The sequence below is a fragment of the Kribbella sp. NBC_00382 genome (genome assembly GCF_036067295.1).
Taxonomy (GTDB): domain Bacteria; phylum Actinomycetota; class Actinomycetes; order Propionibacteriales; family Kribbellaceae; genus Kribbella.
In genome coordinates this window covers 2,610,673-2,636,179 of sequence record NZ_CP107954.1, presented here as the reverse complement: position 1 = coordinate 2,636,179, position 25,507 = coordinate 2,610,673, and the positions used below count along the sequence as shown (strand labels likewise).

The 25,507-nt window shown below is 67.0% G+C and carries 29 protein-coding genes and 1 tRNA gene; 15 read left to right on the top strand and 15 right to left on the bottom strand.

What is annotated here, in order from left to right:
* The first annotated feature begins 6 nt into the window (after positions 1 to 6).
* A complete protein-coding gene (locus OHA70_RS13005) occupies positions 7 to 555 on the top strand; it encodes a DUF4240 domain-containing protein (RefSeq protein WP_328332049.1) in 549 nt (182 codons plus the stop codon).
* 308 nt (positions 556 to 863) lie between these two features.
* Here OHA70_RS13005 and OHA70_RS13000 read toward each other — a convergent pair whose 3' ends face one another.
* Positions 864 to 1,559 (bottom strand): hypothetical protein, encoded by a 696-nt coding sequence (locus OHA70_RS13000; RefSeq protein WP_328332047.1) that lies wholly within the window; start codon positions 1,557 to 1,559, stop codon positions 864 to 866.
* 220 nt (positions 1,560 to 1,779) lie between these two features.
* Between OHA70_RS13000 and OHA70_RS12995 the strand changes: the two genes are divergently transcribed.
* A complete protein-coding gene (locus tag OHA70_RS12995; RefSeq protein WP_328332045.1) occupies positions 1,780 to 1,953 on the top strand; it encodes a CsbD family protein in 174 nt (57 codons plus the stop codon).
* A 34-nt stretch (positions 1,954 to 1,987) separates the two neighbouring features.
* Here the strand turns inward: OHA70_RS12995 and OHA70_RS12990 are convergent, their stop codons facing one another.
* Both OHA70_RS12990 and OHA70_RS12985 read right to left on the bottom strand, forming a co-directional pair.
* Positions 1,988 to 3,220: an RNA polymerase sigma factor gene (locus OHA70_RS12990; RefSeq protein WP_328332043.1), complete on the bottom strand. Its 1,233-nt coding sequence runs from the start codon at positions 3,218 to 3,220 to the stop codon at positions 1,988 to 1,990.
* Positions 3,217 to 3,570 (bottom strand): YciI family protein, encoded by a 354-nt coding sequence (locus tag OHA70_RS12985; protein WP_328335118.1) that lies wholly within the window; start codon positions 3,568 to 3,570, stop codon positions 3,217 to 3,219. Before OHA70_RS12985 ends, OHA70_RS12990 begins: the two co-directional genes overlap by 4 nt.
* Before the next feature lie 187 nt (positions 3,571 to 3,757).
* Between OHA70_RS12985 and OHA70_RS12980 the strand changes: the two genes are divergently transcribed.
* Positions 3,758 to 5,164, top strand: coding sequence for an MFS transporter (locus tag OHA70_RS12980; RefSeq protein ID WP_328332041.1), 1,407 nt, complete (start codon positions 3,758 to 3,760; stop codon positions 5,162 to 5,164).
* Here OHA70_RS12980 and OHA70_RS12975 read toward each other — a convergent pair.
* From OHA70_RS12975 to OHA70_RS12965, 3 genes are all read right to left on the bottom strand, one after another.
* Complete coding sequence (locus OHA70_RS12975; protein WP_328332039.1) at positions 5,161 to 5,490, bottom strand: YciI family protein; 330 nt, start codon at positions 5,488 to 5,490, stop codon at positions 5,161 to 5,163. The two genes, OHA70_RS12980 and OHA70_RS12975, sit on opposite strands and share 4 nt — an antisense overlap.
* Positions 5,491 to 5,568: 78 nt before the next feature.
* Positions 5,569 to 5,724: a DUF6131 family protein gene (locus tag OHA70_RS12970; protein ID WP_328332037.1), complete on the bottom strand. Its 156-nt coding sequence runs from the start codon at positions 5,722 to 5,724 to the stop codon at positions 5,569 to 5,571.
* Positions 5,725 to 5,841: 117 nt separating this feature from the next.
* A complete protein-coding gene (locus tag OHA70_RS12965; protein WP_328332035.1) occupies positions 5,842 to 6,621 on the bottom strand; it encodes an enoyl-CoA hydratase/isomerase family protein in 780 nt (259 codons plus the stop codon).
* A 224-nt stretch (positions 6,622 to 6,845) separates the two neighbouring features.
* On the opposite strand from OHA70_RS12965, the gene OHA70_RS12960 reads away from it, so the two are divergent.
* Entirely contained in the window at positions 6,846 to 7,760 is a 915-nt protein-coding gene (locus OHA70_RS12960; protein WP_328332033.1) for an SH3 domain-containing protein, read from the top strand.
* 57 nt (positions 7,761 to 7,817) lie between these two features.
* Here the strand turns inward: OHA70_RS12960 and OHA70_RS12955 are convergent, their stop codons facing one another.
* A complete protein-coding gene (locus tag OHA70_RS12955) occupies positions 7,818 to 9,092 on the bottom strand; it encodes an FAD-binding oxidoreductase (RefSeq protein ID WP_328332031.1) in 1,275 nt (424 codons plus the stop codon).
* Between the two features lie 87 nt (positions 9,093 to 9,179).
* The gene (gene sigJ / locus OHA70_RS12950; protein WP_328332029.1) at positions 9,180 to 10,052 is read right to left on the bottom strand and encodes an RNA polymerase sigma factor SigJ; all 873 of its coding nucleotides are present in this window, start codon (positions 10,050 to 10,052) and stop codon (positions 9,180 to 9,182) included.
* A gap of 80 nt (positions 10,053 to 10,132) precedes the next feature.
* On the opposite strand from sigJ, the gene OHA70_RS12945 reads away from it, so the two are divergent.
* Complete coding sequence (locus tag OHA70_RS12945; protein WP_328332027.1) at positions 10,133 to 10,885, top strand: glycoside hydrolase family 16 protein; 753 nt, start codon at positions 10,133 to 10,135, stop codon at positions 10,883 to 10,885.
* Here the strand turns inward: OHA70_RS12945 and OHA70_RS12940 are convergent.
* Positions 10,876 to 11,676: a helix-turn-helix transcriptional regulator gene (locus OHA70_RS12940; protein WP_328332026.1), complete on the bottom strand. Its 801-nt coding sequence runs from the start codon at positions 11,674 to 11,676 to the stop codon at positions 10,876 to 10,878. The genes OHA70_RS12945 and OHA70_RS12940 overlap by 10 nt on opposite strands.
* Positions 11,677 to 11,776: 100 nt before the next feature.
* Between OHA70_RS12940 and OHA70_RS12935 the strand changes: the two genes are divergently transcribed.
* The 4 genes from OHA70_RS12935 to OHA70_RS12920 all read left to right on the top strand — a co-directional run bounded on the left by OHA70_RS12935 (position 11,777) and on the right by OHA70_RS12920 (position 15,576).
* Complete coding sequence (locus tag OHA70_RS12935; protein WP_328332024.1) at positions 11,777 to 12,661, top strand: SDR family NAD(P)-dependent oxidoreductase; 885 nt, start codon at positions 11,777 to 11,779, stop codon at positions 12,659 to 12,661.
* 143 nt (positions 12,662 to 12,804) lie between these two features.
* Entirely contained in the window at positions 12,805 to 13,827 is a 1,023-nt protein-coding gene (gene trpD, locus OHA70_RS12930) for an anthranilate phosphoribosyltransferase (RefSeq protein WP_328332022.1), read from the top strand.
* A complete protein-coding gene (locus OHA70_RS12925; RefSeq protein ID WP_328332019.1) occupies positions 13,812 to 14,759 on the top strand; it encodes a sigma-70 family RNA polymerase sigma factor in 948 nt (315 codons plus the stop codon). The genes trpD and OHA70_RS12925 overlap by 16 nt, the downstream gene beginning before the upstream one ends.
* Before the next feature lie 58 nt (positions 14,760 to 14,817).
* A complete protein-coding gene (locus OHA70_RS12920) occupies positions 14,818 to 15,576 on the top strand; it encodes a nuclear transport factor 2 family protein (protein WP_328332017.1) in 759 nt (252 codons plus the stop codon).
* Positions 15,577 to 15,582: 6 nt separating this feature from the next.
* Here OHA70_RS12920 and OHA70_RS12915 read toward each other — a convergent pair whose 3' ends face one another.
* Together OHA70_RS12915 and OHA70_RS12910 are read right to left on the bottom strand one after the other, a co-directional pair.
* Positions 15,583 to 16,125, bottom strand: a complete 543-nt coding sequence (locus tag OHA70_RS12915; RefSeq protein ID WP_328332015.1) for a dihydrofolate reductase family protein — start codon at positions 16,123 to 16,125, stop codon at positions 15,583 to 15,585.
* Between the two features lie 63 nt (positions 16,126 to 16,188).
* The gene (locus OHA70_RS12910) at positions 16,189 to 16,920 is read right to left on the bottom strand and encodes a class I SAM-dependent methyltransferase (RefSeq protein WP_328332014.1); all 732 of its coding nucleotides are present in this window, start codon (positions 16,918 to 16,920) and stop codon (positions 16,189 to 16,191) included.
* Between the two features lie 163 nt (positions 16,921 to 17,083).
* On the opposite strand from OHA70_RS12910, the gene OHA70_RS12905 reads away from it, so the two are divergent.
* A complete protein-coding gene (locus OHA70_RS12905) occupies positions 17,084 to 17,908 on the top strand; it encodes an alpha/beta fold hydrolase (protein WP_328332012.1) in 825 nt (274 codons plus the stop codon).
* Here OHA70_RS12905 and OHA70_RS12900 read toward each other — a convergent pair.
* A complete protein-coding gene (locus OHA70_RS12900; RefSeq protein WP_328332010.1) occupies positions 17,905 to 18,561 on the bottom strand; it encodes a class I SAM-dependent methyltransferase in 657 nt (218 codons plus the stop codon). The two genes, OHA70_RS12905 and OHA70_RS12900, sit on opposite strands and share 4 nt — an antisense overlap.
* 86 nt (positions 18,562 to 18,647) lie before the next feature.
* Here OHA70_RS12900 and OHA70_RS12895 point away from each other — a divergent pair, with 86 nt between their 5' ends.
* Together OHA70_RS12895 and OHA70_RS12890 are read left to right on the top strand one after the other, a co-directional pair.
* A complete protein-coding gene (locus OHA70_RS12895) occupies positions 18,648 to 19,064 on the top strand; it encodes a hypothetical protein (protein WP_328332008.1) in 417 nt (138 codons plus the stop codon).
* Between the two features lie 173 nt (positions 19,065 to 19,237).
* Complete coding sequence (locus tag OHA70_RS12890; RefSeq protein ID WP_328332006.1) at positions 19,238 to 19,543, top strand: hypothetical protein; 306 nt, start codon at positions 19,238 to 19,240, stop codon at positions 19,541 to 19,543.
* A 65-nt stretch (positions 19,544 to 19,608) separates the two neighbouring features.
* Here the strand turns inward: OHA70_RS12890 and OHA70_RS12885 are convergent.
* Positions 19,609 to 19,697, bottom strand: a tRNA-Ser gene (locus tag OHA70_RS12885).
* A 174-nt stretch (positions 19,698 to 19,871) separates the two neighbouring features.
* Between OHA70_RS12885 and OHA70_RS12880 the strand changes: the two genes are divergently transcribed.
* The 3 genes from OHA70_RS12880 to OHA70_RS12870 all read left to right on the top strand — a co-directional run bounded on the left by OHA70_RS12880 (position 19,872) and on the right by OHA70_RS12870 (position 23,049).
* Positions 19,872 to 21,092, top strand: a complete 1,221-nt coding sequence (locus OHA70_RS12880; RefSeq protein ID WP_328332004.1) for an MFS transporter — start codon at positions 19,872 to 19,874, stop codon at positions 21,090 to 21,092.
* A 290-nt stretch (positions 21,093 to 21,382) separates the two neighbouring features.
* Positions 21,383 to 21,985 carry a gamma carbonic anhydrase family protein gene (locus tag OHA70_RS12875; protein WP_328332002.1) on the top strand — a complete coding sequence of 201 codons (603 nt, stop codon included), beginning with the start codon at positions 21,383 to 21,385 and terminating at the stop codon, positions 21,983 to 21,985.
* An 899-nt stretch (positions 21,986 to 22,884) separates the two neighbouring features.
* Positions 22,885 to 23,049, top strand: coding sequence for a hypothetical protein (locus OHA70_RS12870; RefSeq protein ID WP_328332000.1), 165 nt, complete (start codon positions 22,885 to 22,887; stop codon positions 23,047 to 23,049).
* A gap of 192 nt (positions 23,050 to 23,241) precedes the next feature.
* On the opposite strand, the gene OHA70_RS12865 is transcribed toward OHA70_RS12870, so the two are convergent.
* Positions 23,242 to 24,309, bottom strand: a complete 1,068-nt coding sequence (locus tag OHA70_RS12865; RefSeq protein ID WP_328331998.1) for a sucrase ferredoxin — start codon at positions 24,307 to 24,309, stop codon at positions 23,242 to 23,244.
* Entirely contained in the window at positions 24,296 to 25,486 is a 1,191-nt protein-coding gene (locus OHA70_RS12860; RefSeq protein ID WP_328331996.1) for a cupin domain-containing protein, read from the bottom strand. Before OHA70_RS12860 ends, OHA70_RS12865 begins: the two co-directional genes overlap by 14 nt.
* Positions 25,487 to 25,507: the final 21 nt, after the last annotated feature.

Genomic DNA, 25,507 nt, shown 5'->3' with positions numbered 1-25,507 from the left:
TTCGGGGTGGACAGGGATGGGTTCTGGGAGCTTGTCGAGGCGGCTCGGGTTGAGGTGGATGACACCGTCGCGGATCCGGATGGAGTCGCTGACGCGTTGACCAAGGCGTTGGGTGAGTTGGCCTTGGAGGAGATCGCCGGGTTCGGCGTCGAGTGGGAGCTGTTGCAGGCGGAGTCGTACCGGCAGGATCTGTGGGGTGCGGCGTACCTGATCAACGGCGGGGCCTCCGACGACGGGTTCGACAACTTCCGTGGCTGGCTGGCCGCGCAGGGGCGGGAGATCTGGGAGGCCGCGCTGGCCGATCCGGACTCGCTGGCCGATGTGGTCGACGAGGATCTCGGCGATGGGTTCGAGGGGTTCAGCGGTGAGGGGATGCTGAGCGTCGCCCAGCATGCCTACGAGGCCGGAGGCGGGTCCAGTACGGAGTACTGGGAGATCGTCGAGGCGGCCGGTGTCGACACTCCGGATCTGCCGGTTGGCGAGAACTTCGACTTCGACGACGACTCTGAGATGGAGTCTCGGTACCCACTTCTCGCGGGCCTGCAGGACAGCTAGCTCCGCGAGTCCGTACCGACGGACAGGCAGTAGTCCCGCCCGCTCCGGCAGTTCGCGCTCGAGCGAGCCGGGTCTACCGGCGTACCCGCAGGACATCCTGTTCGTAGGTACAGAGGGTGGTTGCCAGAACCCGCCAGCCGACCCCGAATTCACCTCCCGGGGCGAGGTCCGCTGCCGGAAACCAGTTGCCTAAGGCACTCTGTGCTCCAGCTGAGCATTCTCCGGCCGGCGATCTACTCACCTCGTGCACAAAGTGGCCCAACCCGCCTGCCCGACCCGCCTGCGATCGCTGGCGGGGGTGGAGGCGGTTAGGCGGGTTCGCCGCTCAGGCGTTCTATGAAGGTTCTGAGCGAGCGGCGCCAGCCGGCGGGTTGGCTGGTGTCTTCGTCGGCGACGGCGAGGCTGACCAGGTGCTGGGTCATCTCGAAGCCGGCCACGGCATCGCGCAACGCCGTCAGGGTCTCGTCCGGGATCGCGTGGCGGCCGTGGTCCGGTTCGTCGTGGTCCTGGCCGACCGGGTGGCTGACCCAGCCTGCGCCGAAGCTGTTCGGGAGCAGGAGTTCGGGCACGAGCGACTCGTGCGAGAGGGACGCCAGGTCCTTGTTGCCGTTGTCGATGCTGAAGATCGTCGTGCCGCGGCGGCGTACGTCGTCGATGCGCTCCAGCAACGTGCCGGCCGGGGTCTGCTCGGTGACGACCAGGAGCGACTCACCCCGACCCGACTCGCGCAGGCGGTCGAGGCCGATCGACAGGTGCGGCGGCGCGTCCGGTGGTGGGGCCCAGCGGACCAGGGACGGGCGGATGTCCTCGATGCCGGCACGGTGCAGCTCGTCGTCCAGGTGGGCGGTGAGGTGCCAGGGCTCGTCGTCGGCGGGGCCGAACAGCATCAGACCGCCCGTACGGGTGGTGAACCTGCGCAGCGAGTGGGCGAACTCGGTCGTACGGCTGCCGAGCTCCGTCCCGGTCAGCATCTCGCGCAGGAGCGATGCCTTGGTGAGATCCACACTCCAAAGCTGACACACCAGCGGCGGTGGCGCGACTCGGCACCTCGAGGTTGCCAGTTGGCGGCCGCTGGGTGATCTGGGTCACGGGCGCGTGACGAAGTACCGGCGAGGTCCGACTTACCCACTGTCGGCGCTTCGGACGGGGGGCGCCGCGGCCGGTCCATCGGTTGCTGCAGGGGGCAGCCGATGGGCCGGTTCACCCACTAGGGAAGGAAAGCGCATGAGCTTCGCAGACAAGGCCAAGAACGCCGCGGAAGACCTGGCCGGCAAGGCCAAGGAGGTCGTCGGCAAGGTCACCGGTGACGACAGCCTGGAGACCGAGGGCAAGACCGACCAGGGCGTCAGCGACCTGAAGCAGGCCGGCGAGAAGGCGAAGGACGCCTTCAAGCACTGACCAGCTTGTGGCTGAGCTAGCCGATCTCGAGCAGCTAGCTCAGCCGGTCCGCCTTGGACTGCAGGTAGTTCCGTTCAGGGATCGACGTCGTACGCCGGGCCGCCTGCAAGTAGCTCGCCCGGGCTCCATCCAGATCCCCCGACATCTCCAGCAGATGCGCGCGCACAGCCTCGAGCCGATGATGCTCAGTGATCCGATTGTCCGCATCGAGAGGCTCCAGCACAGCGAGCCCCTCCTTCGGCCCGGTCGCCATCGCCACCGCGACCGCGTGGTTCAGCGTCACCATCGGATTGTCCGAGATCTGCTCCAGTACTTGATAAAGCGCGACGATCTGCGGCCAGTCAGTATCCTCCGACCGCTCGGCAGTCCCATGTACTGCGGCAATCGCCGCCTGCACCTGGTACGGCCCGAGCTGAGTCCGGGACAACGCGTCCGTGACGAGCGCCTCGCCCTCGACGATCGCCTCCTTGTTCCACTTCGACCGATCCTGATCGGCCAGTGGAACGAGCCCGCCATCAGCATCGGTCCGGGCCGGCCGCCGCGCGTCGGTGAGCAACATCAACGCCAGCAGCCCTTGCACCTCGCCGTCATCGGGCAGCAACCGGCGTACACCGCGCACCAGCCGGATCGCTTCCGTCGTCAGCTCCGCGCTGTGCAACGACGTCCCGGACGACGCGGTGTAGCCCTCATTGAAGATCAGGTACAGAACGTGCAGCACAGCACCCATCCGGGCATCACGCTCGGCCTCGGGCGGCATCTCAAAAGTACTGCCTGCCTGCTTGATACCGCGCTTGGCCCGCGAGATCCGCTGCGCCATCGTTGCCTCAGGCACCAAAAATGCGGCGGCGATCTGCGCCGTGGTCAGACCGCCGACAGCCCTCAAGGTCAGGGCGATCTGCGAAGCAGCCGACACCGCCGGATGGCAACACAGGAACAACAGGGTCAACGTGTCGTCCCGCCCGGCGAGGTCGTCGACATCCGGGGCCGAGGCAACGAACTCCTCGGGCGCGGCAAGGTTGGCCGCGTTCTCCTCGCGCCGGCGCCGGGCCGACTCGCTCCGGAGCAGGTCGGTCAGCCGCCGCGAGCCGACCCTGATCAACCAGCCGCGCGGGTTGTCAGGCACACCTTCTGAAGGCCACTGCTGGGCAGCGGCGAGCAGGGCCTCCTGCACAGCCTCCTCGGCCAGGTCGAAGTGCCCGTAGTGCCGGACGAGCGCGCTGAGCACCTGCGGCGTCTCCTCCCGCAGCAGGAGCTCGAAGTCGCTCACATCTCCAGCCCGGAGCTGTCCATCACAGGTCGCACCTCCACGGCGAGGTACTTCGCGTCCGGCATCCGGGCGGCGTAGTCGATCGCCTGGTCGATGTCGTCGCACTCCACCAGGTAGAAGCCCGCGAGGTGCTCCTTGGCTTCGGCGTACGGTCCGTCGGTCGTCGTCAGGGTGTCGCCGCGAACGGAGACGGTCCTGGTGGTGATCGGATCGGCCAGTCCGGCGGCACTGACCAGCATGCCCTGTTCGGTCAGCTCGTGCATCAACTCTTCGTGCGACCGGGCCAGGCCGTCGCGCTGCTCGGCCGTCAGTCCGGCCCAGCTCTCCTCGTTGCTGTAGATCAGCAGCATGTACTTCACAGGCACCATCCTGACGGGTCGCGGAGGTCGTGGTGACCCCCTCTCACCCGGTACGTCGTAGCTACCCCCGGTGATTTCGACATGGCGACGCAAAATGTCGAGCCGCCGGCAAGGGGTCCGACGTACCGGGCGAGTGACGCTCAGCCCGGGCGTCCCGGAGTACCGGAGGCCCTGCATCATGGAGAACAGTCCCGATCCGAAGCGCTGGTTCGCCCTCGCCCTGCTCTGTCTGGCCGGGTTCATGATCATCCTGGACGCGTCGATCGTGCTGGTCGCGGTGCCGTCGATCGAGCGGGAGCTGACCTTCTCCACCGGTGGAGTGCAGTGGGTGCCCAGTGGCTATGCACTGATGTTCGGCGGCCTACTGCTCCTCGGTGGGCGCGTATCTGACCTACTGGGCCGGCGGCGAGTACTGATCGCCGGACTGCTGCTGTTCGCGGCTTCCTCACTCCTGTGCGGCTTTGCCTGGTCAGGGGATGCGCTGGTGTTCGCACGCGGTCTACAGGGGATCGCTGCGGCGGTACTGGCTCCTAGTGCGCTCTCGATCGTGATGACGACGTTCCCGGACGGCGCTGAGCGGAACAAGGCGCTGGGGGTCTGGGGAGCGACCAGTGGCGTCGGCGGTACCGCCGGGTCGCTCATCGGTGGACCAGTGACGGACGGGCTCGGCTGGCAGTGGATCTTCTTCATCAACGTGCCCGTATGCCTGCTTGTGGTCGCATTGGCTCCGGTACTGCTCAAGGACAGCCGTGGACCCGGCCGACGCGGCTTCGACGTCGCCGGTGCTGCCACAGTGACCGCTGCGTTGATCGTTCTCGTGTACGCCGTCATCGAAGCGCCCACGTCATCGGCCGGGCGGACCACGTTGCTGGCACTCGTCTCAGCCGGTCTCTTCGCGCTGTTCGTGCTGGTGGAGAAGCGGTCGGCGGCCCCGCTCGTTCCGCTCCGGATCTTCAGGTCGCGTGCAGTGGTCGGCGGCAACCTGATCGGGATGACTTGGGGGCTGACCGCCTTCGGGCTGAACTTCGTCTACACGCAGTACGCGCAGCTCGCCCTCCACACCTCGGCGACCCGCTACGGGCTGATGTCGTCGGTCGTGGCGGCCACGGCGGTCGGCGGCTCGATTGTCGGGCAGAACCTGGTCACCCGGATCGGCCCGCGTCCGATCGCCGCCACATCCCTTGTCCTGGCGGGCATCGGGAGCACGGTGATGAGCCTGCTGTCCGTCACCTCCGGGTACTTCGAACTGGCGTTCTGGGGGCTGACCATCTTCGGCGCCGGACTCGGCGCAGGCTCCGTGGCCGGGGCGATCGCGGCGCTGAGCGATGTGCCCGAGAAGGACTCGGGAGTGGCGTCAGGGCTGCAGAACGCGACGTTCCAGATCGGTGGGGCAGTCGGGATCGCGGTCCTGTCCGCCGTTGCGATCGGGAACACGCACGGCACCACGGCGGCCGAGCTGGTGTCCGGCTACCGGGTCGCGTTCGCGGCGTGCTTGGCCTTCATCGCGGTCGGCTTGGCCGGTACGAGCCTGCTGGTCGGCAAGAAGCACGCTGCTGCTCGGGAGGCTGTAGTAGTCGGTGCTTAGGTGCTGAGCACCGTCGGACGGAGTTCGACCCGGTCGCCGACGATGGTGGCGACGCGGCCCGCTACCTGTTGAGCGCGCTCGTCGTCGGGGACATCGACCAGGAAGAAGCCCGCGAGCTGCTCCTTGGCCTCGCCGTACGGGCCGTCGGTGACCACCTTGGCGCCCTCACGGACCTGGACCACCCGGCCCTCGCTGGGGAAGGCGAGCCCCTCGGAACTGACCAGCTCACCGCTCACGGCGAGCTCGTCCTTGAACTTCGTCAGCGCCCGCACCGCCGCGAGATCAGCCGAGCGGTAGTCGCCGTAGATCAGTACCAGGTACTTCATACCGCCGGATCGTAGCGACCCGGACAGACAACGCCCCGCGAACCCGAAGGCTCGCGGGGCGTCGACCACCTCAGTAGATCAGAACCAGTGGCGGCGTCCCCCGACAGCACGACCGGTCGATCCCAGCAGGAACAACACTGCTCCGACGACGAGCAACACGATGCCGATCGTCCACAGGATCGGAATACTCAGCAAGAATCCCAGAATCAACAGGATCAGTCCGAGGATGAGCATGAAGCCTCCCTTATCTCCTCTGGCCGCCAGGGCGGGGGTTGGCGGCGCCTACCTCTGGTGCCCATCCCTAACCCCCGCTAACCCGTCAACCCGAAGTACAGGCACGGCTACGCGGCGTCAGCCTCGCCAGGGGAACTTCGGCGCTCGTTTCTCCTGAAAAGCGGCGATCCCCTCGACCAGCTCACCGTCGGCGATCGTCTCCCGGTACCTCCGGAAGGCCGGCGAATCCGCGTCCTTCCCAGCGAGCAGCGCGTTGACCGTCTCCTTGGCCGAGCGAATCGTCAGCTGCGACCGCGAGATCAACATCGCGGCGAACTCAGCCGCACCGGCATCGAGCGCGTCCTCGGCGAAGACCCGGTCGACCAGCCCCTTCGCATAGGCCTCCTCCGCCGTCAGCAGCTCACCACTGAACAGCAGGTACTTCGAAGTCGCAGGCCCCACCAGATCGAGCAGCACCTTGATCGCGGCCGGCGGATAGACCACGCCGATCCGCGCCGGCGTCACCCCGTACGTCGAACCGCTCGCCGCGAACCGGAAGTCGCAGTTGACCGCGATCTCCAGCCCACCGCCGATGCAATGGCCGCGGATCACCGCGACCGTCGGCTTCGGGAACTCGCGCAGCGCCGCCTGCGCTCGCAGGTTATGAGCCCGGAGCTCGGCCATCGGATCGGCCGGGTCGGCGCCAGAGACGAGTTCGCCGATGTCAGCACCCGCTGAGAAGGTCGGACCCGCGCCGGTGACGAGCAGGACCTTCACCTCAGGATCCGCCGCCAACTCGGCCAGCAGCCCCGGCAGCGCCTCCCACATCGCCCGAGTGAGCGCGTTCCGTTTGGGTACCCGGTCGATCACAACCCGGGCCACAGCACCCCGCTCCACGCTGAACCCGAGATCGCCCATGACGGGCAGTCAAGCAGACACCACGCCCCGGCGCCGCGCGGTAAATCACAACCGCTGAGCGTGCGGGATGTACGTAATTCGTTAAAACGCCGCGCCAGTTCGTTGACTCGCCAGGTTGTGTGCTTGACTCCTCCGGTCGATAACGTTTTGATCTCGGCAGATTGGGTGAGTCAGTGACTGAAGGACGGCATAGACAGGCGCGGCACCGTCAACCGCGCCCCAAGATGATCGGCCCCGGCATCGTGAAGGTCGCGATTCCCGGCGCCGCGGTGGCGCTATTGGCCACCGGCTCCGCAGTCGCATTCCCCGACGAAGCCCCGAAGCACGACGTGACTACCGCCAGCTCGCCCCTGCAGCTGAAGCGTGAGGCACCGACCAGCCGGGACGCCCTTCGTCCGTCACTGAACCTGGCACCGACCCAGGCGCCGTCGAAGACGCCGCCGGTCGCGAAGCACCTGAAGAAGCAGGCTCCGATCCCGAAGCCGAGCTCGATCAAGACCCGGGCCGCCGAGAGCGTGAAGACGGTCGCCCCGCTGAAGATCACCGGCAGCAAGTTCACCACCACCGACGTGAACGTGTGGTCCGCCCCGGTCACCGGCAACCTGCTGACCGTCCTGGAAAAGGGCAGCAAGGTCTCCGTCACCGGCAAGGTCCAGGGCATCTGGGCCGAGATCGTCCGCGACGGCGCTTCCCGCTGGGTCAAGGCGCAGTACCTGGCCGCGACCAAGCCGGTCGAGGAGTCCGTCGCGGGCACCCCGTCGCAGGCAGCCTGCAAGTCCGGCTCCAGCGTCGAGGACGGCCTGACCGCGGACGCCATCCGGGTGCACCGCGCGATCTGCCACCTGTTCCCCTCCGTCACCTCGTACGGCGGTCTGCGCAGCGGCGACAGCGGCAGCGAGCACTCCTCCGGCCACGCGCTCGACATCATGGTCAGCGGCGAGACCGGCCAGGAGATCGCCGACTGGCTGAAGGCCAACCGCAAGGCGATGGGCGTCAGCCAGCTCATCTGGCAGCAGCACATCTGGACGGTCCAGCGCGGCAGCGAAGGCTGGCGCGCGATGGAGGACCGTGGCAGCACGACGGCCAACCACTACGACCACGTGCACGTCACTGTCTACGGCAACTCCGGCACTGCCTGAGGTTCTTGCTCAAGCGGCCCGGCTCCTCTCGCGAGGGGCCGGGCCGCTTTGCTGTGCTCAGGGCTTCAGGTTGTGGTTCAGGTGGAAGAAGTTGTCCGGGTCGTAGGCCCGCTTGACCGCGCGGAGGCGGGTCAGATCGGCTTCGCAGTACGCCGAGGTCGCGCGCGCCGGGTCAGCCAGGAAGTTCAGGAACGTCCGGCCGGTGGTGGCCAGCCCGGGAACCTCCTGGTCGATGATCAGCGAGTACGCCGCTTCGCGGTGCCCGACCGGGCCGGCGCCGGGACCGGGGTGGGCCATCGCGCCACCCCAGTGACGGATCTCGACGGTCGCGCCGGGCAGCTTGGCCAACTCGTCGAGCAGGTCGTCCTCGAGCGTGTCGAGCAGGTCCAGGTGGCGGGCCGGGGTTCCACCCATCGAGGACTCGCCGTACGGGGTGGTCTTGAGGTCGCCGGCCAGTCGTTGGCCCGCGACCTCGAAGAGGGGCTTGAGGAGGTGCTCGGCCAGCTCGGCCTCACCGGAGTACGAAGCCTTGATCGCGAGTGCGCGGGTGCCGTCCGGGGCGCGGGTCAGCAGGATCGCGGTGCTGAGCTCGTTGGGGATGGTGGCGGACCAGTCGCGGTAGAACTTGAGCGTCTCGGCTGCGTTGTCGATCGCGAAGTACACGATGCCGGAGTGGACCTGCGGCACGGCGTACAGGCGGAACTCGAGTGAGGTGACGATCCCGAAGTTGCCGCTGCCACCGCGGATCGCCCAGAACAGGTCCGGGTGCTCATCGGCGCTCGCGGTCACGACTCGGCCATCCGCGGTCACGACCTCGGCACGGATCACGCTGTCGGCCGCGAACCCGTACTTCCGGGCGAGCCAGCCAACGCCTCCGCCAAGCGTGTAGCCGGTGACCCCGACGTCCCGCGACGACCCGGCCAGCGGTGCCAGCCCGAACTGGCCAGCAGCATCGATCACTGCGCCCCAGCGAGTACCCGGGCCTACCTTGGCCACCTTGCGCTGCGGATCGACCAGTACTGACGTCATGGCGCTCGTCTTGAGCAGGATGCCTCCGTCGGCCGGCACCCGAGTACCGTGCCCAGTCGCCTGTACTGCGATCGGCAACCCGAGCTGCCGGGCCGTCCGCACTGCCGCCTGGACATCTGTGCGGCTGCTGGCCTCTGCGACCACTAGGGGCCGCGAGTCAAAGGTGGGGACGATCGACTTGCGCAGTGCGTCGTACTGCTCGTCACCTGCCCGGTGAATCGACCCGTTGAAGCCGGACCCGAGCAGTGCCGCAACAACGTCACTACCAGTCGCCTCTACCGAATAGACCGCCTGCGTGCTCATCCTGCTGCTCCCTCGCGTGTGCCTGGCTCTTACACACACGTCGAAGCGGCAGGGCCCAGATAGACACGACCGGTGGAAGTTTTTGAGTCAGGCGGGGATCGGGAGTCCTTCGAGGCGGGGCAGGTCGGCCAGGATGTTGATCTCGGTGATCAGTCCGTTGTGGACGGTGACGTCCATGACGCCCATCAGGGTGCCGTTGACGACGGTCATGGCGCCCGGGTAGCCGTTGATGACGGCCGGGCGGGTGTGCGGGGCCAGGCGGGTGAAGGTGAGGGCTTGTTCGACGACGGCCAGGGCGCCGCGGACCAGCTTGGAGACTGCGGGGCCGTGGGATTCCGTAGTACCGGCGTCGGCGCGGAGTACGACGTCGGGGTCGAGGAGGGAGAGCAGCGCCTCGAAGTCGCCGCTGCGGGAGGCGGCGAGGAAGGCGTCGACGACCTCGCGTTGGCGGCTCAGGTCGCTGTCGGTGACCGGGGCGCCCTGGACCCGGCGGCGGGCGCGGGAGGCGAGTTGCCTGGTCGCGGCCGAGGTTTTGCCGACGATCTCGGCGACCTCGTCGAAGGTGAGGCCGAACATGTCGTGCAGCACGAACGCGAGCCGCTCAGCCGGCGCCAGCTTCTCGAGCACGACCATCATCGCGAGCCCGACGGCGTCCGCCTGGACCGCTTCTTCCGCGGGGTCGAGCGGGCTCAGGATCGGGTCGGGGACGAACACGTCGAGTGAGTCCTCCCGGCGCGTCTTCCGGCTGCGCAACTGGTCGAGGCAGACCCGCGACACCACCGTCGTCAGCCAGCCGCCCAGGTTCTGGATCTCGCTCGCGTCGGACCGGCTCAACCGCAGCCAGGCCTCCTGCACCGCGTCCTCGGCCTCGCTCACGGAACCGAGCATCCGGTACGCGACCGAGCGCAGCTGAGCACGATTCTGCTCGAACTGGCCGGCCAGTTGGTCGATGTCGTCCACAGGTCACTTTCTCTCGGTCGCGGTCAATCCGTTGACGGTTGCCGGGCTCATCATGTGACAGGTCGGGGATCATGGCCGCTATGGCGCAGCGTCAGCTTGTCTTCGAGGACCACTTCGACGGATCAACGCTCGATACCGCCGTCTGGCTGCCGAATTACCTTCCCCACTGGAGTTCCCGGGCCGCGACGGCGGCGCAGTACGAGCTTGCGGACTCCTGTTTGCGGCTGTTCATCCCGCCGGAGCACGGCCTGTGGTGTGAGGACGACCACACGCCGCCGACGCGGGTCTCGGGCATCCAGACGGGCAACTTCTCGGGGCCGGTCGGCAGTACTGTCGGCCAGCAGCCGTACCGCGACGGCTTGGTTGTCCGCGAGGAGCAGCCTGCGTTTTGGGGCTGGACACCAACTGGCGGCTACATCGAACTCCGCGCCCGCGCCGTCGTCTCGCCCCGCTCGATGGTCGCGCTGTGGATGGTCGGCCTGGAAGACAGCCCCGAACGCTGCGCCGAGATCTGCATCACCGAGATGTTCGGCAAGTCCGTGCTGCCCGGCTCCGTCGAGGTAGGCATGGGCCTGCACACCTTCCGCGACCCGTCGGTCCCCGAAGACTTCGAGGCAGTCCGGCTGGACCTGGACCTCACCGACTTCCACCTGTACGCCGTCGACTGGACGCCTGACCGCGCCGACTTCTACGTCGACGGTGCTCTGGTCCGCAGCTGCCCGAGCCCACCGGCGTACCCGATGCAACTGATGCTCGCCGTCTTCGACTTCCCCGATGATTCGGTGGAGGCGGTGCCCGAGTTCGTCGTCGACTACATCCGCGGCTACAAGTGAGCCAGCAGTTGGAGCTTCTCGTGGGAGGGCGTGCCGGGGGTGGCGTGGTAGGTGATGAGCATCTGGTGTGGGGTGCCTGGGAGGGCGAGCTTTTCGTAGTTGAGGGTTAGCGGGCCTACTTGCGGGTGGTTGAAGCGGGTGGTGCCGCTGGTTTTCTGGCGGACGTCCTGTTTGGCCCAGAGGGTGCGGAAGCGGTCGCTGTGCAGGCTGAGTTCGCCGATCAGGGTGGTGATCTGGGGGTCGTCGATGTCGGGGGCGATGATCGAGCGGAGGTAGGCGACGGCCTTGGCGGTCATCTCGTCCCAGTCGAGGTAGAACTCGCGCATCTCCGGCTCCAGGAAAGCCGCCCTCAGCGTGTTGATGCCGGGCGCAAAGAACGGGCTTAAGGCAACGGCCATGGGGTTCGCTGCCAGGGTGGTCATGTAGCGGCCGTGGACCAGGGCTGGGGTGGTCGACCAGGTGTTGATGAGGCTTTGTACGCCGGCGCTCACCTGCTCGGGGCGGGCTCGGCGGCGTACCGGCTTGGTGGGAGTGGTGAGCTTCTTGAGGTAGGTCTCGGAGTCGGCGTCCAGCTGGAGCGCGCGGGCGAGGCTGTCGAGTACCTGGTCGGAGGGGTGCTGGTCGCGGCCCTGCTCCAGCCTTAGGTAGTACTCGACGCTGATGCCGGCCAGTAGCGCGACCTCCTCGCGGCGCAGGCCCGGTACGCGCCTACGGCTGCCGCCTGGCAGGCCTACGTCCTCTGGGCGCAGCCGCTCGCGACGTACCTTCAGGTACTCGCCGAGGTTGCTCATGCTTCCAGGGTAGAGGCGTACTGCGGGCTCATCCTGCCCCTGCTGGTACCAGTGTCAGCAGAGCCTTCTTACCGGGCGCTGGTCGACGCAGGATCGGGTTATGAACTCTTTTGGATTCTCTTCTACTGCTAGCGATGTACTGGCTGGTGTCGACCTCACCGGCCAGCGCGCGCTCATCACCGGCGCCAACTCGGGGATCGGGGTCGAGACGGCGCGCGCCTTGGCGGCGGCCGGCGCCGAGGTCGTGCTCGCCGTCCGGAATGTTGTCGCAGGCAAGGAAATCGCTTCGAACATCTCAGGTGCTGCGGTTGCCGAGCTGGATCTCGCCTCTCTGGACTCCGTTCGGGCCTTTGTTCGCGCGTGGGACGGACCGCTGGACATCCTGGTCAACAACGCCGGCATCATGGGCATACCGGAGCTGACCCGTACGCCGGAAGGCCACGAGCTGCAGTTTGCCGTCAACTTCCTCGGCCACTTCGCCTTGGTTGATGGACTCCACGCCGCCCTCGCCGCTGCTGGCGGAGCGCGGATCGTGTCATTGAGCTCGAACGCACACCTGATGGCGCCGCCGGTCTTCGACGACCTCGACTGGGTCTACCGCCCGTACACCCCGATCGGCGCGTACGGCGAGTCGAAGACCGCGACCGTCCTCCTCGCCGTCGAGGCGACCAGGCGATGGGCCGATGACGGCATCGTCGCCAACGCGGTCAACCCCGGAGCGATCGCGACCAACCTCCAGAAGCACACCGGCGGACTCCGTACGCCGGTCGAGCGCCGCAAGACCGTCCAGCAAGGCGCCGCAACCTCGGTCCTCGCCGCAACCCTCACCACCGGCGGCCGGTACTACGAAGACTGCGCCGAAGCCCCCGTACTGACCGGGCCGCCGGTGATGTTCGGTGGCGGAGTGGCTCCGTTCGCCCTCGACCCGGGCAACGCCGAACGCCTCTGGGAGATCGCGAGCGACCTTGTTACTGTTCAGCCGTGATCACGCGCTTGAGCAGCTGGTGGCCCGTCGACTAGGCGGCCCACCTACCTTTGCGCGAACCCAACCGGCCGCCTCGATGAGGCGGCCGTTGTGATGTCTGCAGGTGAGCCTCGTCGGGGTCGGCCCGACTTCGAGGACTGACCATGAACCGCACCTGGTCCAGATTGATCTCCGACCTGCTCGTCGGCCGTGACGTTGCGCCGGAGGACGTCTGGTGGGCAATGGACCGCGTGGTCAGCGGGGAGGCGACGTCGGCTCAGGTATCCGGCTTCCTGATCGCTTTGCGGGCCAAGGGCGAGACACCGGCCGAGATCGCCGCGATGGCCTCTGCGCTCCGCCAGCACGCCACCTCCGTCACCATCCCGGGGATCTTTGTCGACATCGTCGGGACGGGTGGCGACGGGACGGGCGCGATCAACATCTCCACCATGGCGGCGATCGTGGCCGCGTCGACTGGCGTCACCGTGGTCAAGCATGGTGGCCGCGCCGCCTCCTCACAGACCGGTGGCTCGGCCGACTTGGTCGAGCACTTGGGCATTCCACTCGACCTGTCTCCCGCTGAGGCCGTCAGGGTCGCGGAGAGGGCTGGGATCACCTACTTGTTCGCACCTCGCTTCAACCCGGCTCTGCGGTGCGTAGCGGCGGTACGCCGTGAGCTGGGCGTTCCCACCGCCTTCAACGTGCTCGGTCCACTCCTCAACCCGGCTGATCCCGTCTATCAGCTGGTGGGAGTCGCCGACGCACGCATGCAGCCGGTACTGGCCGCAGCCCTCGCTGATCGCGGTGGGGACGCCCTGGTTGTCCGAGGCGATGACGGTCTCGACAAGCTGACGACTACTGCATCGTCCTGCGTCTGGGTGGTCCGCAATGGCCGGGCAGTACCCGAGTCCTTGGATCCGCGCTCACTAGGCCTTGCTCCGTCATCGCTTGCTGCGCTGCGCGGCAGTACTGCGGCTGCTAACGCCCGAGTGCTGCACTCGGTCCTAGCTGGCGAGGTCAGCCCGGCGCGGGACGTAGTACTGCTGAACGCTGCAGCTGCTGTGGCCGTGGCGCGGCTGACGGACGAGCCACTGGTCGACCAGCTGGCTGTCGCGCTGAAGCAGTGCGCGGAAGCGATCGACAGTGGTCGGGCAGCTGCAACACTGGGGCGGTGGATCGCCGGATAGAGCTTGCTCGGGCAGGGGACGAGGTCGCCTTCGGTGAGCTGGTCGGGCCGTTGCGGGGCGAGCTGCATGCGCATTGCTACCGGATGCTCGGTTCGGATCACGATGCCGAGGACTGCGTGCAGGAGACGTTAGTACGGGCTTGGAGCAGCCTGCGGCGCTTCGAGGGTGAGTCGGTGCGGCCGTGGCTCTACAAGATCGCCACTAATCGGTGCCTGACGCTGATCGAGCGCCGGGGCCGTCGAGAGCTTCCTACTGATACACCCGCTATTGAGGCCTTGTGGGTCGAGCCCTATCCGTCGAGCAGGATGGCCTGGACTGCGCAGTTGACGCCAGAGGCTCGGGTGCTGGCGCTTGAGGGTGTTGAGCTGGCCTTTGTGGCGTCGTTGCAGCACCTGTCGGCGCTTCAGCGCGCAGTACTGCTGCTGCGGGACGTACTGGCCTTCGCTGCCAGTGAGGTGGCCGAGTTGCTCGACACAACGGTCGCTGCGGTCAACAGTGCCTTGCAGCGGGCTCGGAAGGTCGTCAGTGGCGCGCCCACTCAACAGGCGACGCTGGCGAGTCTCGGTGAGGCCGCTACGCGGGAGTTGGGTCGGCGGTACCTGTCCGCTTGGGAGGCGGGTGACGTCGAGGCGATCGTGGAGCTGCTGACCGAGGATGCGAAGTACTCGATGCCGCCGCTGCCGCAATGGTTCGAGGGGCACGAGGGGATCCGCGGGTTCCTGCTGGATGGGCCGCTGAAGGCGCAGTGGAGGTTCCTGCCCTGCCAGGCGAACGGGCAGCTCGCCTTCGGCACGTACATGCTGGTGGACGGGCGGTACCTGCCCAAGGGTCTGGACCTGCTCGTAGTGCGGGGGTCCGCGATCGCTGAGGTGGTGTCGTTCCTGGAGGCCGACTTCGCTGAGTTCGGGTTGCCGTTGTCGCTGCCGCGATGAGTTTGGCGGGCGGCGCGGGTTGTAGTCGTGACAGTGGCTTCGAGAGAGGACTGGAACGATGACTGATGAACAGGCGATCCGCAGTTTGATCGAGCGTTGGGCGACGGCGGTGCACGCTGGCGAGCTGGCGGTCGTGCTCGAGGATCACGCTGACGACATCGTCATGTTCGACGTACCACCGCCGTACTCCGGGGTGCGTGGGCTGGACGCGTATCGGGAGACCTGGCCGGGGTTCTTCGAGTGGCAGGCGTCCGGGGCTGTCTTCGAGATCGAGTCGCTATCGGTGACGGCGGGGGTGGATGTCGCGTTCGCATTCGCGCTGCTGCGGTGTGGGCAGGCTGGCGAGTTCCCGGACAGCCCCACGCGACTGCGGCTGACGCTGGGGTTGCGCAAGGAGTCCGGGCGGTGGGTGGTGACGCATGAACATCACTCGTTCCCGTCGGACGATTCGCCGGCTTCCGAAGTACGGGAGCTGCAGGGTCGCTGGTCGGAGCTGACGGCTGCCAAGGATCTCGACGGGCTGATGGACGGGATCGCGGAGGATGTCGTGTCCTACGAGCACGGCGGGCAGATGCAGTACGTGGGCAAGGCGGCCGTACGGGCGGTGTGCGCTGCGGGCCTTGAGGCGGCTGATGCGGTCAGCTTTGAGACCCCCGACCTGCGGGTGGAGACGCGTGGAGACCTGGCTGTCACCTGGGGTCTTGACCATGTGCAGGCTGGGTCAGTCGACAGCTGGTCCCGGGCTACCCGTGTGTTCCAGCGACGGCAGGACGGCTGGAAGCTGATCCACCAGCACCTGTCCTTCCCACACAGCTAGTGCGCCTTACGTGCGGTAGCGGAGCAAGGTGACGCCGGAGCGGAAGGGCTGGGTCTCTACTAGCTGCAGGGTGGCCGGTGTGGTCGCGTCGGGGAAGAGGCGGTCGCCCTTGCCGATGACAACCGGGTAGACGAACAGGCGGTACTCGTCGACCAGCCCGGCGGCCGCTAGCGAGTGCACGAGCCTGATGCTGCCGGTGGCGACGATGTCTTTGCCAGGGGTGGCCTTCAGGGCCTCCACCTCATCCAGCCCACGCAGTACCGTGCTGTGCTCCCACTGCGGGTCCTGCAGGGTCGTGGAGACCACGTACTTCGCGACAGTGTTGAGGTAGTCAGAGATACCGGTCGGGTCATCGGTCTGGTGCGGCCAGTAACCGCGCATGTCCTCGAAGGTCTGCCGCCCGACCAGGAACGCGTCAGCAGCCTCCCGCTGCACCTCCAGCGCACCCAGTACGTCGGACAGGTCCGCATCCCCCGGGTTGAACCACCCCTCGCTCGCGTCGATCACCCCGTCGAGCGTGATGTTCTCGGTCACCACCAGATCCCGCATACTCCGGCCTCCTCGGTCGTTTCTGGGTACGTCGGAACCACGTACCCACTCTCGACAGAGGAGTCAGCCGGCCTTGGTCGCTCGTACTACGAACAGGCGGGAGTCGTCCGCCAGCGGCTGCTCGTGCCAGCCGGCGTACAGGTCGATCTTGCCGAAGCCGGCCTTCTCCAGCTGGGTGCGGAGCTCGCCGGCGGTACGGAAGTACAGGGTGGTGGTGAGAACGGTGTCGACGCCGTCCTCGAACACGTTGTGCGCATCGAAGACCACGCGGCCGTTGTCGACCTCGGTGACCTCCATCCACTCCTTGAGGTGCCCGATCGGCGTATCGCGTTCGCCGTACGTCGCGTCCGGCCCCCACTGCTCCCAGGCCCGCGCGGCCGGATTGCGAGTCTCGAAGCTCAACACCCCACCGGCCTTCAACGCCGCCGCCAGCTTTTCGAGCACCCACGGTAAATCCCCGGTACTGATGTGCATCATCGTGTTCCCGCTGCTGACGACCAGGTCCGCATCCCCGGCCGGCGCGACCGCATCGGCATCGCCATCGATCCAGGTGACGGCCTCAGCACCCGGCTGCCGGCGGGCATAGCCCAGCATCGTCGCGCTCGGATCGACCCCGATCACCACGCGTCCCGGCTGCGCGAAGGCGCGCGTCAGGAGGCCGGTACCGCACCCGAAGTCGACGACCTTCTTGGCTCCGTCGGCGAGCTTGAGGAAGTACTCGTGATCCGCCCCAGCGCTGTTGTCCTCGTCGTACAACTCGACCAGCCGCTCATCGCCGTACGGATCCACAGTCATACGCGCACGCTACGTAGCGGCCGTCCGGTCGCGCAAAGAATTATTCAGGGGACTCCTCAGCCTCTTGGTACCGCGCTATCGTGACGGAGGGGTGAGAACGTCACAGAATCCCTTGCTGACAAGGGATTCTCCTACCTGAACGTGTTTCTAGGGAGGCATCACCGTGGGAACGATCACCACCAGCGACGGAACCGAGATCTTCTATAAGGACTGGGGCAGCGGTCAGCCGATCGTCTTCAGTCACGGCTGGCCGTTGTCGGCCGACGACTGGGACAACCAGATGCTGTTCTTCCTGCAGCAGGGGTACCGGGTCGTCGCTCATGACCGCCGCGGCCACGGCCGGTCCACCCAGACCGGCGACGGTCACGACATGGATCACTACGCCGACGACTTGTTGGCTGTCGTCGAGCACCTCGATCTGCGGGATGCCATCCATGTCGGCCACTCGACCGGTGGTGGCGAGGTCGCGCACTACCTGGCCCGGCATGGAGAGGACCGGGCAGCGAAGGCCGCGTTGCTGTGCGCAGTACCGCCGCTGATGTTGAAGACCGACGCGAACCCGGACGGCCTGCCCAAGGAGGTCTTCGACGACCTCCAGGCGCAACTGGCCGCGAACCGCTCGGAGTTCTACCGCGCACTGCCGTCGGGACCGTTCTACGGCTTCAACCGGCCGGGTGTGGAGTCGTCGGAGGCGGTCATCGCCAACTGGTGGCGGCAGGGAATGATGGGCGGCGCGAAGGCGCACTACGACGGCGTCGTCGCCTTCTCCCAGACCGACTTCACCGAGGACCTCCGCACCATCACCATCCCGGTGCTGGTCATGCACAGCGAGGACGACCAGATCGTCCCGTACGTCGCCTCCGGCCCCCGCTCGGCCGAACTCCTGAAGAACGGCGTCCTCAAGACCTACAAGGATTACCCGCACGGCATGCCCACCACCCACGCCGACGTCATCAACGCCGACCTCCTGGCATTCTTCCAGTCCTAACCCCCAGCCGCGGGCTTGCGGACCAGGAGATACCCCTGATCGACCTTCTCCCACTCCGCACGCCCGCGTACGGCCGTCATCCACACCTCGAACCCAGCCTCGCGCAACAAGTCGGCGACCTCGTCCGGCTGCTGCCGGTAGAAGTCGAGTTCGATCGCCGTACCGTCGTAGTCGGTGCGCCGCCCTCGATCATCACCAACCTGGAAGACCAGCATCAGCACTCCGCCTGGCGCCAGGACCCGGTGGAACTCGGCGAACACCTGGGACCGCTGCTCCCACGGAATGTGGATGATCGAGTAATAGGCCAGTACTCCGCCCAGCGATCCGTCCGGAACCTGGAGGGCCAGCATCGACCCTTCGTCGAACCTCAACTCCGGGTAGGACTGCCTCGCTAGCGCCAGCATCCCCGGCGACAGGTCGATGCCGAACGCATCCAGGTTGAGGCGCGACAAGAGGATGGTTACTCGCCCCGGCCCGCACCCCACATCCGCCACCGGCCCGCCGCCGGCGGCTTGCACGAGTTCCGCGAAGGTTGCGAACAGCGCTCGGTCGAGCGGGCTGTCGTCCAGGCTCGCCAGCAAGACGTCCGGGTGTTCGGCCGCCAGCGTGTCGTACGAGGCTCGTGTGGTCGCCAGGAAGCTGTCAGTCACCATGCCGACAGAGGCTAGGCGGCCCCACCGACAGGTTTCGGGGCGTGATTGACTCCCGTGGCTCAAACGTTCGAACCTGAGGAGTTCGCGTGAAGAGGTTTGTCCGTGGGTTGGCCGCGATTTCCGCTGTTACGGTCGCCATCCTGGCCGGGACGACGATCCCGGCGTCGGCGACGGAAGGCAGCCCGAGCGGCGCTCCGCCCGAGGGAAGTATGGGCGTCTGGTGCGTGTCAGTCACCGGCGCGAAGGCGTGCTTCGCGGAGTACGGGGACCGCGTCTGGGTGAAGGACACCAAGGCGAACGGCGAGCCGGCAGCGGGCACGATCTCCGACACCGAGTCCGACGCGAGCTGGCACCGCGAGTGCTTCAACAACCGCGGCGCGGACGGCGGCTGGGTCATGTGCAACTTCGACGTACCGGAGAACGACGAAGGCCTCCTCTGGGCCGCCAACAACCCCTTCGTCGGCGCCGAAGCCAGCACAAAAATCTGGACCACCATCATCTGATCCAGGCGAAATTCTGCAACAAGGTGCAACCGCCGCCCGACGGCGATCTGTTCGTGAAACGCTTTTTGCAGGGAGATCAGACGGTCTCCAGTTCACGAACAGAGGGAGTTTGATGTCCGTACGAGGACGACTGGTCGCCGCATTCGGAGCAGGGTTGATGCTGACACTCGGCGGTGCTGCGCGAACTCATCGGTGTGGATGGGTTCTACGCCCCACCGGAGATCTGCAATCTCTACCAGTCGCCGAACAACACCCGTGCGTCGATCTGTTCCGCCGCGTCGTTCGGGGGCGAGGCGCATCTGGTGGACGGCTACTACCGTGGCACGATGACTGGCGAGAACGGTTATATGGAGGTGCGCATCAACACCACCGTGCACCGGATCAACACCTCGCCTGACTTCCGCGGCGTATGGACCGACGCCAGCAGTGTCCAGTTCCGCGCCTGCGGCGACACGGGCGGCTGCGGCCCCTGGAAGTAGTCCCACAAAACGCTGCGGGCCCCTCGATCGAGGGGCCCGCAGTGCCATTTCCGCGCTACTGCAAGCGGAGGGCGTGGGATTCGAACCCACGATTACGGTCACCCGCAATACCGGTTTTCAAGACCAGCGCACTCGGCCACTATGCGAGCCCTCCAGGCGGTCACCCGGAGGTGGCGCCGAAGGTTGAGGATACCGGTACGGGCTAGCGGGTGAGGGGTGGAGGTACCGGCCGGTCTGCGGGGCAGCGATGGCTAAATGGGTTGGAGGCTCTCGGCAAGGGGTTGTTACTGTGCTCGGTTGAGAGTCCGACTGAAGCCAGGGGAATGTCATGCCTACCGCGGTGTCCCTCGGCCTGCCCAACATGCGTGGGCGTGCGCCGTTGCTGGCTGGGTTGGCGATCGACTCGTTCGGTGGCGGGTGCGCTGGACCGTTGCTGTTGCTGTACTTCGTCCGCGTCGCGGACATCCCACTCGGTACTGCGGGGTTGATGCTGACCGTCGCGACCATGTTCTCGATCGCGGCGCCCGCCGCTGTCGGGATGGTGGTCGATCGGGTCGGGCCGCGGAACCTGGTGATCGGGGCGCAGTTCGCGCAGGGGCTGGCGTTCACGGGGTTCTTCTTCGGGCGATCGCTGTGGTTGTTGTTTCTCTGCGCGCTGGTGATGACGACCGGACAGCGGGTCTTCTGGTCGGCGATCTTCAGCCTGTTGGCGGATATCGCGGACCCGGGCGATCGGGATCGGTGGTTCGGGCTCGGCGGGATGATGCAGGCGGCCGGGTTCGGGCTTGGGGCGCTGGCGGCCGGCGTACTGCTGAGCCTCGGTGGAGATGCGCCGTTCCTGGTCGGGATGGCGGTGAATGCGGTGACGTTCTTCATCGCCGGCGTACTACTGCTCAGGCTGCGGGCCAAGCACGAGGCACAGGCCGCTCAGGACACCGGGCCTGCTCCGTTGCTGCGGAAGGACAAGGCGTTCCTGGTACTGATCGCTGCGAACACCATCCTGGCGCTGTGCACGATGATGATCGGGGTGGCGCTTCCGGTGTACGTGACTGAGGCACTGCCCGAGGCGCCGAAGTGGATCGTGGGCGTGCTCCTGGCAGCCACATCGGTCGTACTGGCCACCGGGCAGACGCTAGTGGTGCGGCACACCGAGCGGCGGCGGCGCACGAAGGTACTGGTACTCGCTGGAGTCCTCTGGGCGGTGTGGGGACTGCTGATGGCGGGGCTGCTGCATGTGCCGGCTGGGCTGGTGGTGCCCGGGTTGGTGCTGGCCACTGTGGTGTTCGCCGGGGCTGATGTGCTGCACGCGGCCACCGGGAACGCGCTCGCTGCTGCGGTTGCGCCGACTGTCGGACGTGGGAAGTACCTTTCGTACTGGCAGTACTCGTTCACCTTCGCGAGTGTGCTGGTGCCGGCGTTTTTCGCGCAGCTCTTCGAGAGGCGGCAGGAGCTGCCCTGGGTGACGCTGTCGGTGCTGGCGCTGGTCGCGGCGGGGACGATCGTGGTGCTCGAGCGGGTGCTGCCTGAGGTAGCGACCCGGCGTACCTGAACGTGTTGCTGCGGGGCGCTCGGGCGGGCGGTTTGCGGCTCTGCGATTGACGGGTCAGGCATTCTTGCACTCTTCGAACAGGTGTTCTAATGTCCTTCTCGTAGCTCGCGGATTTCACTCCCACCCCAAACCTTCGCTCGTTGCGGCTGAGCCTCCCACCTTCGATGTGGACAGCCGGTACCGAGCGCTGGCCGCCCGGGCAGTGAGGGCCCGGGCTGTGGAGAGCCGCCCGCTGCCAAGTACAACTGCTAGAGGAAGACCGAGGTGATGCAGGACGAGAGGACGTACCTATGTTGCTGGAACATCGTGGCCGGAGACCGGTCGTTCCTGAGTCCGCGTACGTGGCGCCATCAGCTGTGCTGTGTGGAGCCGTCGTACTAGGCGAAGGCAGCCGGGTGCTGCATGGCGCGGTACTGACGGCGGAGGACGGTGAGGTCCACCTCGGAGAGAACAGCGTGGTGATGGAGAACGCCCTGGTCCGCGGCCGGGCAGACCATCCCGCGATGATCGGCGCTGCGGTCATGGTCGGACCGCACGCCCACGTGAACGGCGCCACGGTCGAAGCTGAAGTCTTCATCGCCACGGGCGCCGCGTTGTTCCCAGGCTCGTTCGCCGGCACCGGCGCCGAACTGCGGATCAACAGCGTGCTCCAGGTCAACTCCCGCCTAACCGCCGGCACCGTCCTGCCGATCGGCTGGATCGCAGTCGGCGACCCCGCCCAACTCTTCTCCCCCGACCGCCACGACGACATCTGGCAAATCCAGCAAACCCTCAACTTCCCCGGCACCGTCTACGGCGTGGGCAGAGAAGCAACCATGCGCGACATCATGTCTACCCAATCCGCGTACTACGGCGCCCACCACGACGACCGCCAACTCCCCGACCCGGCTTAGCCCACACCCACGGGCTCGAGCCTCATCTGTCCTCCACTCCTCGACAGGCTTGGGCCGATCGCCTGGCGCAAACAGCTGCCGGACGGCCGCCAGCGACGGATGGTCAGCGGCGGCAGGTGGTCAGCGCTGGCGGGCGGTCAGCGCTGATGGGTGGAGCACACCGCTTCGTAGTACCGGCGCTCCGGTGAGTTCGTCCGATCACGGCAGGCGTCGTCCGAAGCCGCTCGACAGCTACGGGCTGTCGGTATGCCTGCCCGCCGCCGGAATCGGCGCTGCCGCTTGCCCTCGCTTTGCCGCGGTCGTTCGGTGGCCGGGTTGCGGTTCGAGCTGCGACGGGGGCGTGTTTTCTGGCTGTGGGGGCGGGTGCCATTGACGCCCGCACTCGCGTTGGCACGGCGTGCGGTCGCTGGTACCTGCCTTGGTACTCGCGCTCGCATCGGCATTGCCCCTTGCGTTCACCTGTCGCGGTCGTTCCCGATGGCCTTGCTACTCGCGCTCACGCTGGCGCTAGTACCGGAGTTGATGGTTGCGCTCGCGCGGGGGCGGGCGTTGATGCTGGCATCGACGCTGACGCTTGCACTCGCTTTACCGCGGACGTTTCCACGGCCTTGCCACCGACGGGTTGGAGCCGGCGTTGGCAATGGCGCTGGTACCGGGCTTGGCGCTCGCCTTGGTGCTCGCGCTGGCGCTGGCGTTGGTACCGGGCTTGATGCTCGCGCTGGCATCGGCGTTGCCGCTTTGCGCTCGCCTGTCGCGGCACTTTCGGCGGCCGTGTCCTTCCGCCGGTACTCTGCCTTGATGCTCGCGCCGGCGCTGGTTTCCGGCGTTGGCGTTGGAGTTGTTGCTCGCGCTGCGTTAGTACCGGGCTTGGTGCTCGCGCTGGTGCTGGTACGGGTTTGGTGCCCGCGCTGTTGCTGCTACGGGCGTTGCCGCTCGGGCTCGCGATGCCGCATTCGCTTTCGATGGCTTTGACGCCGGCGCTCACGCTGGCGTTGATGCTCGTGCTGGCGCTCGGTACAGAGCACGATGCTCACGGTGCCGCCGGTACCCGGCCTTGGTGCTGACGCTGGTACCCGGCGTCGGTGTTGGCGGTGTTGCTCGCGCTGGCGTAGTACCAGCCTTGGTGCTTGCGTTGTTGGTGGTGCCGGATATGGCGCTACGCGAGTGCTGGTACCGGCTGGATGCTGGCGCTGGTATCGGGGTTGCCGCTTGCGCTCGTGTTGCGGTGGTCGTTTCGGTGGCTTGTCGGCAGCGGGCTATTGGTACGTCTGTTCGATGCCGGTGAGGGTGTAGGTCGTTACTTGCCCCGGGGGCTTTGAAGCACAGGTCATGGCTGCGTTGATGGTGGTCGTGCCGGCCGTCAACGTCACCACGTAGACGGCGACGCTGGCATCGGGGGTGCCGCTGACGCTTGCGCTTGTCTTGTCTCCGTTGTTTTTGGTGGGCTTGTCACTGGTGCTCGCGCTGCTACCGGGGTTGGTGCTTTCACTGGTGTCGGCGTTGGGGTCGGGGGTTAGGTGGATTTGCCAGGTGGTGGGGGTGAGAGTGGTTATTTGGGTTGGGGTTAGGGCGTTGAGGGTGAGGGGGGCGCCGGAGGTGCGGGCGAAGTGTTGGGCTGCTTGGACTGGGGGTGGGTGGGCGCCTGAGCCTCGGAGATACTGGGGGACGAGAAAGCCCTTGTTGTATTGGGTGGCCAGGGTGACAGCCTCGGTGGTGGGGACGTGGCCGTAGAAGAGGCTGTGGGGGAGGAAGACTAGGTTGGCGGCGAAGCGGTCGCCGCCAATGTGGCTGCATTCCCAGGTGCGGTCGGGGAAAGCCGCGGAGAGGGCTGCGGCGGCTGGGCGGCCTCGGATGGCGCAGCAGGCGTCGTGGCGGCCGTGGGTGCAGATTAGGTAGATGGGGTCCGGGCTGGGGGTGCCTGGGTCGCGGCCAGCTAATACGTTCAGTAGGTGGTCGTCTGTGGGGAGGTCGCCCCAGTGGACGGATTCTTGGCCGGGGCGGCTGTCTACTAGGGCCCAGCGGCGGGGAGTACTGCGGTCTTGGCGGCCGTGACGTCTGATGAGTACCGGTCGGATGCCAGCCGCTGCGCACAGCCGACCCACCTGGGCAGGCAGGTCGACTACAGGTCCAGCCTCACCAGCCAGCTCGGCTACTGGAGTGCTGGTTAGGGCTGTTAGGGCTTGGCGGGGCCAGGCGGCTCTGTGTTCTATTAGGAGCCAGCGGGTGGCGGGTAGGGCTGTGGCCACCAAAGAGTCGCCGCGGGTTTCGGCTGCGGCGGCGCACCTCAGGCCTAGGGCTTCGGCTAGGTCCTCAGCTGTCTTCACGGGGGCTCTGTACTACGAGGACTGCTTCGGTCAGGAGGCGGCGGACCAACACCAACTGGTCGGGCTCGTCCAGGGGGAGGTCGCCTACCTTGACGTCGGTACCTGAGCAGAGGGCCGCCACGGCCGGATAGGTTGCCTTGGGCAAGGAGATGGTGCGGTCGGCCAGTTGGAGGCGGACCGGGTCTCCGTCGGCCAGGTGGAAGCGCAGGCCGGCGCGAAGGCGGACCGCCGTACCGGGCTCGAGCGCGGCTATGGCGGCGGCGTGGGCCAGTGGGGGTAGCGGGGCTGGGCGGTTGCCGGACCAGGTGCGGCGGCGCAGACGCGGGGCTAGGTCCTCGGGAGTGGTTTGCTCGATCCGCTTGGTCAACAACGCCGTCACCTCCTCTAGGACTCCGGCTAGTTGCGATGGGTCGCCGGGGTCGAAGCCGAGGGGTAGGGCGGCGCGCAAGGCGGGTTCGTCGGCTGCCAGGGCGGCCAGCTCTTGGACGAGCAGGTAGCGGGTCATGGTGTGCAGGCCGATGGTCAGGTGAGCACTGACGCCACCGAGCGCCTTGGCCGAGTGGAGGAAGCCGCGGGGGACGTAGAGGGCGTCGCCGGGACGCAGTACGTCGTCGATCACCGGGGCGCGGTCACGGGCTGCTGCTGCGACTGCCTGGGAGTGGTCGGTCCAGGGCTGATTGCGGAGCGGGTCTACGTGGACGGGCTCGTGTACGGTCCAGTGCTTCTCGCCTGCCACCTGCAGTACGAACACGTCGTGGACGTCGTAGTGGGCGGAGAAGCCCTGCGACTCGGCCGGGGTGATGTACGCGTTGATCTGCACCGGGTGCCTGGCATCGGACGACAGTTGCGTGGCGAAGTCGACCAGTGCGGGCCAGGTGCGATGCAGCGCCTGCAGTACTACGGTGTGGCCGCTCGCGAAGAGCGCAGCGACCTTGTCGTCGCGGACCTGGTCGCCGATCTCCGCACCGACACCCGCGGCACCGGTGAACTGGCTGTCGCCGACAACCGTTCCATTCTTGGCTATCCGTAGGAACGGGGTGCGGAGGCCGCGGCGGGATAGGAGTTCGTCAACGGCCTGCAGGCTGAACAGGTCGCCGTAGTCGCCGCCATGCGAGAGCAGTGCGCGGGCACCCCAGTAGGAGCGGCCGAACTCGTCGAGGTCGAGTTCACCGCCCACACAGCGCCGGAGAGCCGGGCG

What these genes read in the sequence shown, in the direction of transcription:
- OHA70_RS12995 (WP_328332045.1), top strand. Translation starts at nt 1,780, where the DNA reads ATGAGCTTCGCAGACAAGGCCAAGAACGCCGCGGAAGACCTGGCCGGC.
- OHA70_RS12985 (WP_328335118.1), bottom strand. Translation starts at nt 3,570, where the DNA reads ATGCTGCTGATCTACAGCAACGAGGAGAGCTGGGCCGGACTGACGGCC.
- OHA70_RS12980 (WP_328332041.1), top strand. Translation starts at nt 3,758, where the DNA reads ATGGAGAACAGTCCCGATCCGAAGCGCTGGTTCGCCCTCGCCCTGCTC.
- OHA70_RS12975 (WP_328332039.1), bottom strand. Translation starts at nt 5,490, where the DNA reads ATGAAGTACCTGGTACTGATCTACGGCGACTACCGCTCGGCTGATCTC.
- OHA70_RS12970 (WP_328332037.1), bottom strand. Translation starts at nt 5,724, where the DNA reads ATGCTCATCCTCGGACTGATCCTGTTGATTCTGGGATTCTTGCTGAGT.
- OHA70_RS12965 (WP_328332035.1), bottom strand. Translation starts at nt 6,621, where the DNA reads ATGGGCGATCTCGGGTTCAGCGTGGAGCGGGGTGCTGTGGCCCGGGTT.
- OHA70_RS12960 (WP_328332033.1), top strand. Translation starts at nt 6,846, where the DNA reads ATGATCGGCCCCGGCATCGTGAAGGTCGCGATTCCCGGCGCCGCGGTG.
- OHA70_RS12955 (WP_328332031.1), bottom strand. Translation starts at nt 9,092, where the DNA reads ATGAGCACGCAGGCGGTCTATTCGGTAGAGGCGACTGGTAGTGACGTT.
- OHA70_RS12945 (WP_328332027.1), top strand. Translation starts at nt 10,133, where the DNA reads ATGGCGCAGCGTCAGCTTGTCTTCGAGGACCACTTCGACGGATCAACG.
- OHA70_RS12940 (WP_328332026.1), bottom strand. Translation starts at nt 11,676, where the DNA reads ATGAGCAACCTCGGCGAGTACCTGAAGGTACGTCGCGAGCGGCTGCGC.
- OHA70_RS12935 (WP_328332024.1), top strand. Translation starts at nt 11,777, where the DNA reads ATGAACTCTTTTGGATTCTCTTCTACTGCTAGCGATGTACTGGCTGGT.
- trpD (WP_328332022.1), top strand. Translation starts at nt 12,805, where the DNA reads ATGAACCGCACCTGGTCCAGATTGATCTCCGACCTGCTCGTCGGCCGT.
- OHA70_RS12920 (WP_328332017.1), top strand. Translation starts at nt 14,818, where the DNA reads ATGACTGATGAACAGGCGATCCGCAGTTTGATCGAGCGTTGGGCGACG.
- OHA70_RS12915 (WP_328332015.1), bottom strand. Translation starts at nt 16,125, where the DNA reads ATGCGGGATCTGGTGGTGACCGAGAACATCACGCTCGACGGGGTGATC.
- OHA70_RS12910 (WP_328332014.1), bottom strand. Translation starts at nt 16,920, where the DNA reads ATGACTGTGGATCCGTACGGCGATGAGCGGCTGGTCGAGTTGTACGAC.
- OHA70_RS12900 (WP_328332010.1), bottom strand. Translation starts at nt 18,561, where the DNA reads ATGGTGACTGACAGCTTCCTGGCGACCACACGAGCCTCGTACGACACG.
- OHA70_RS12880 (WP_328332004.1), top strand. Translation starts at nt 19,872, where the DNA reads ATGCCTACCGCGGTGTCCCTCGGCCTGCCCAACATGCGTGGGCGTGCG.
- OHA70_RS12875 (WP_328332002.1), top strand. Translation starts at nt 21,383, where the DNA reads ATGTTGCTGGAACATCGTGGCCGGAGACCGGTCGTTCCTGAGTCCGCG.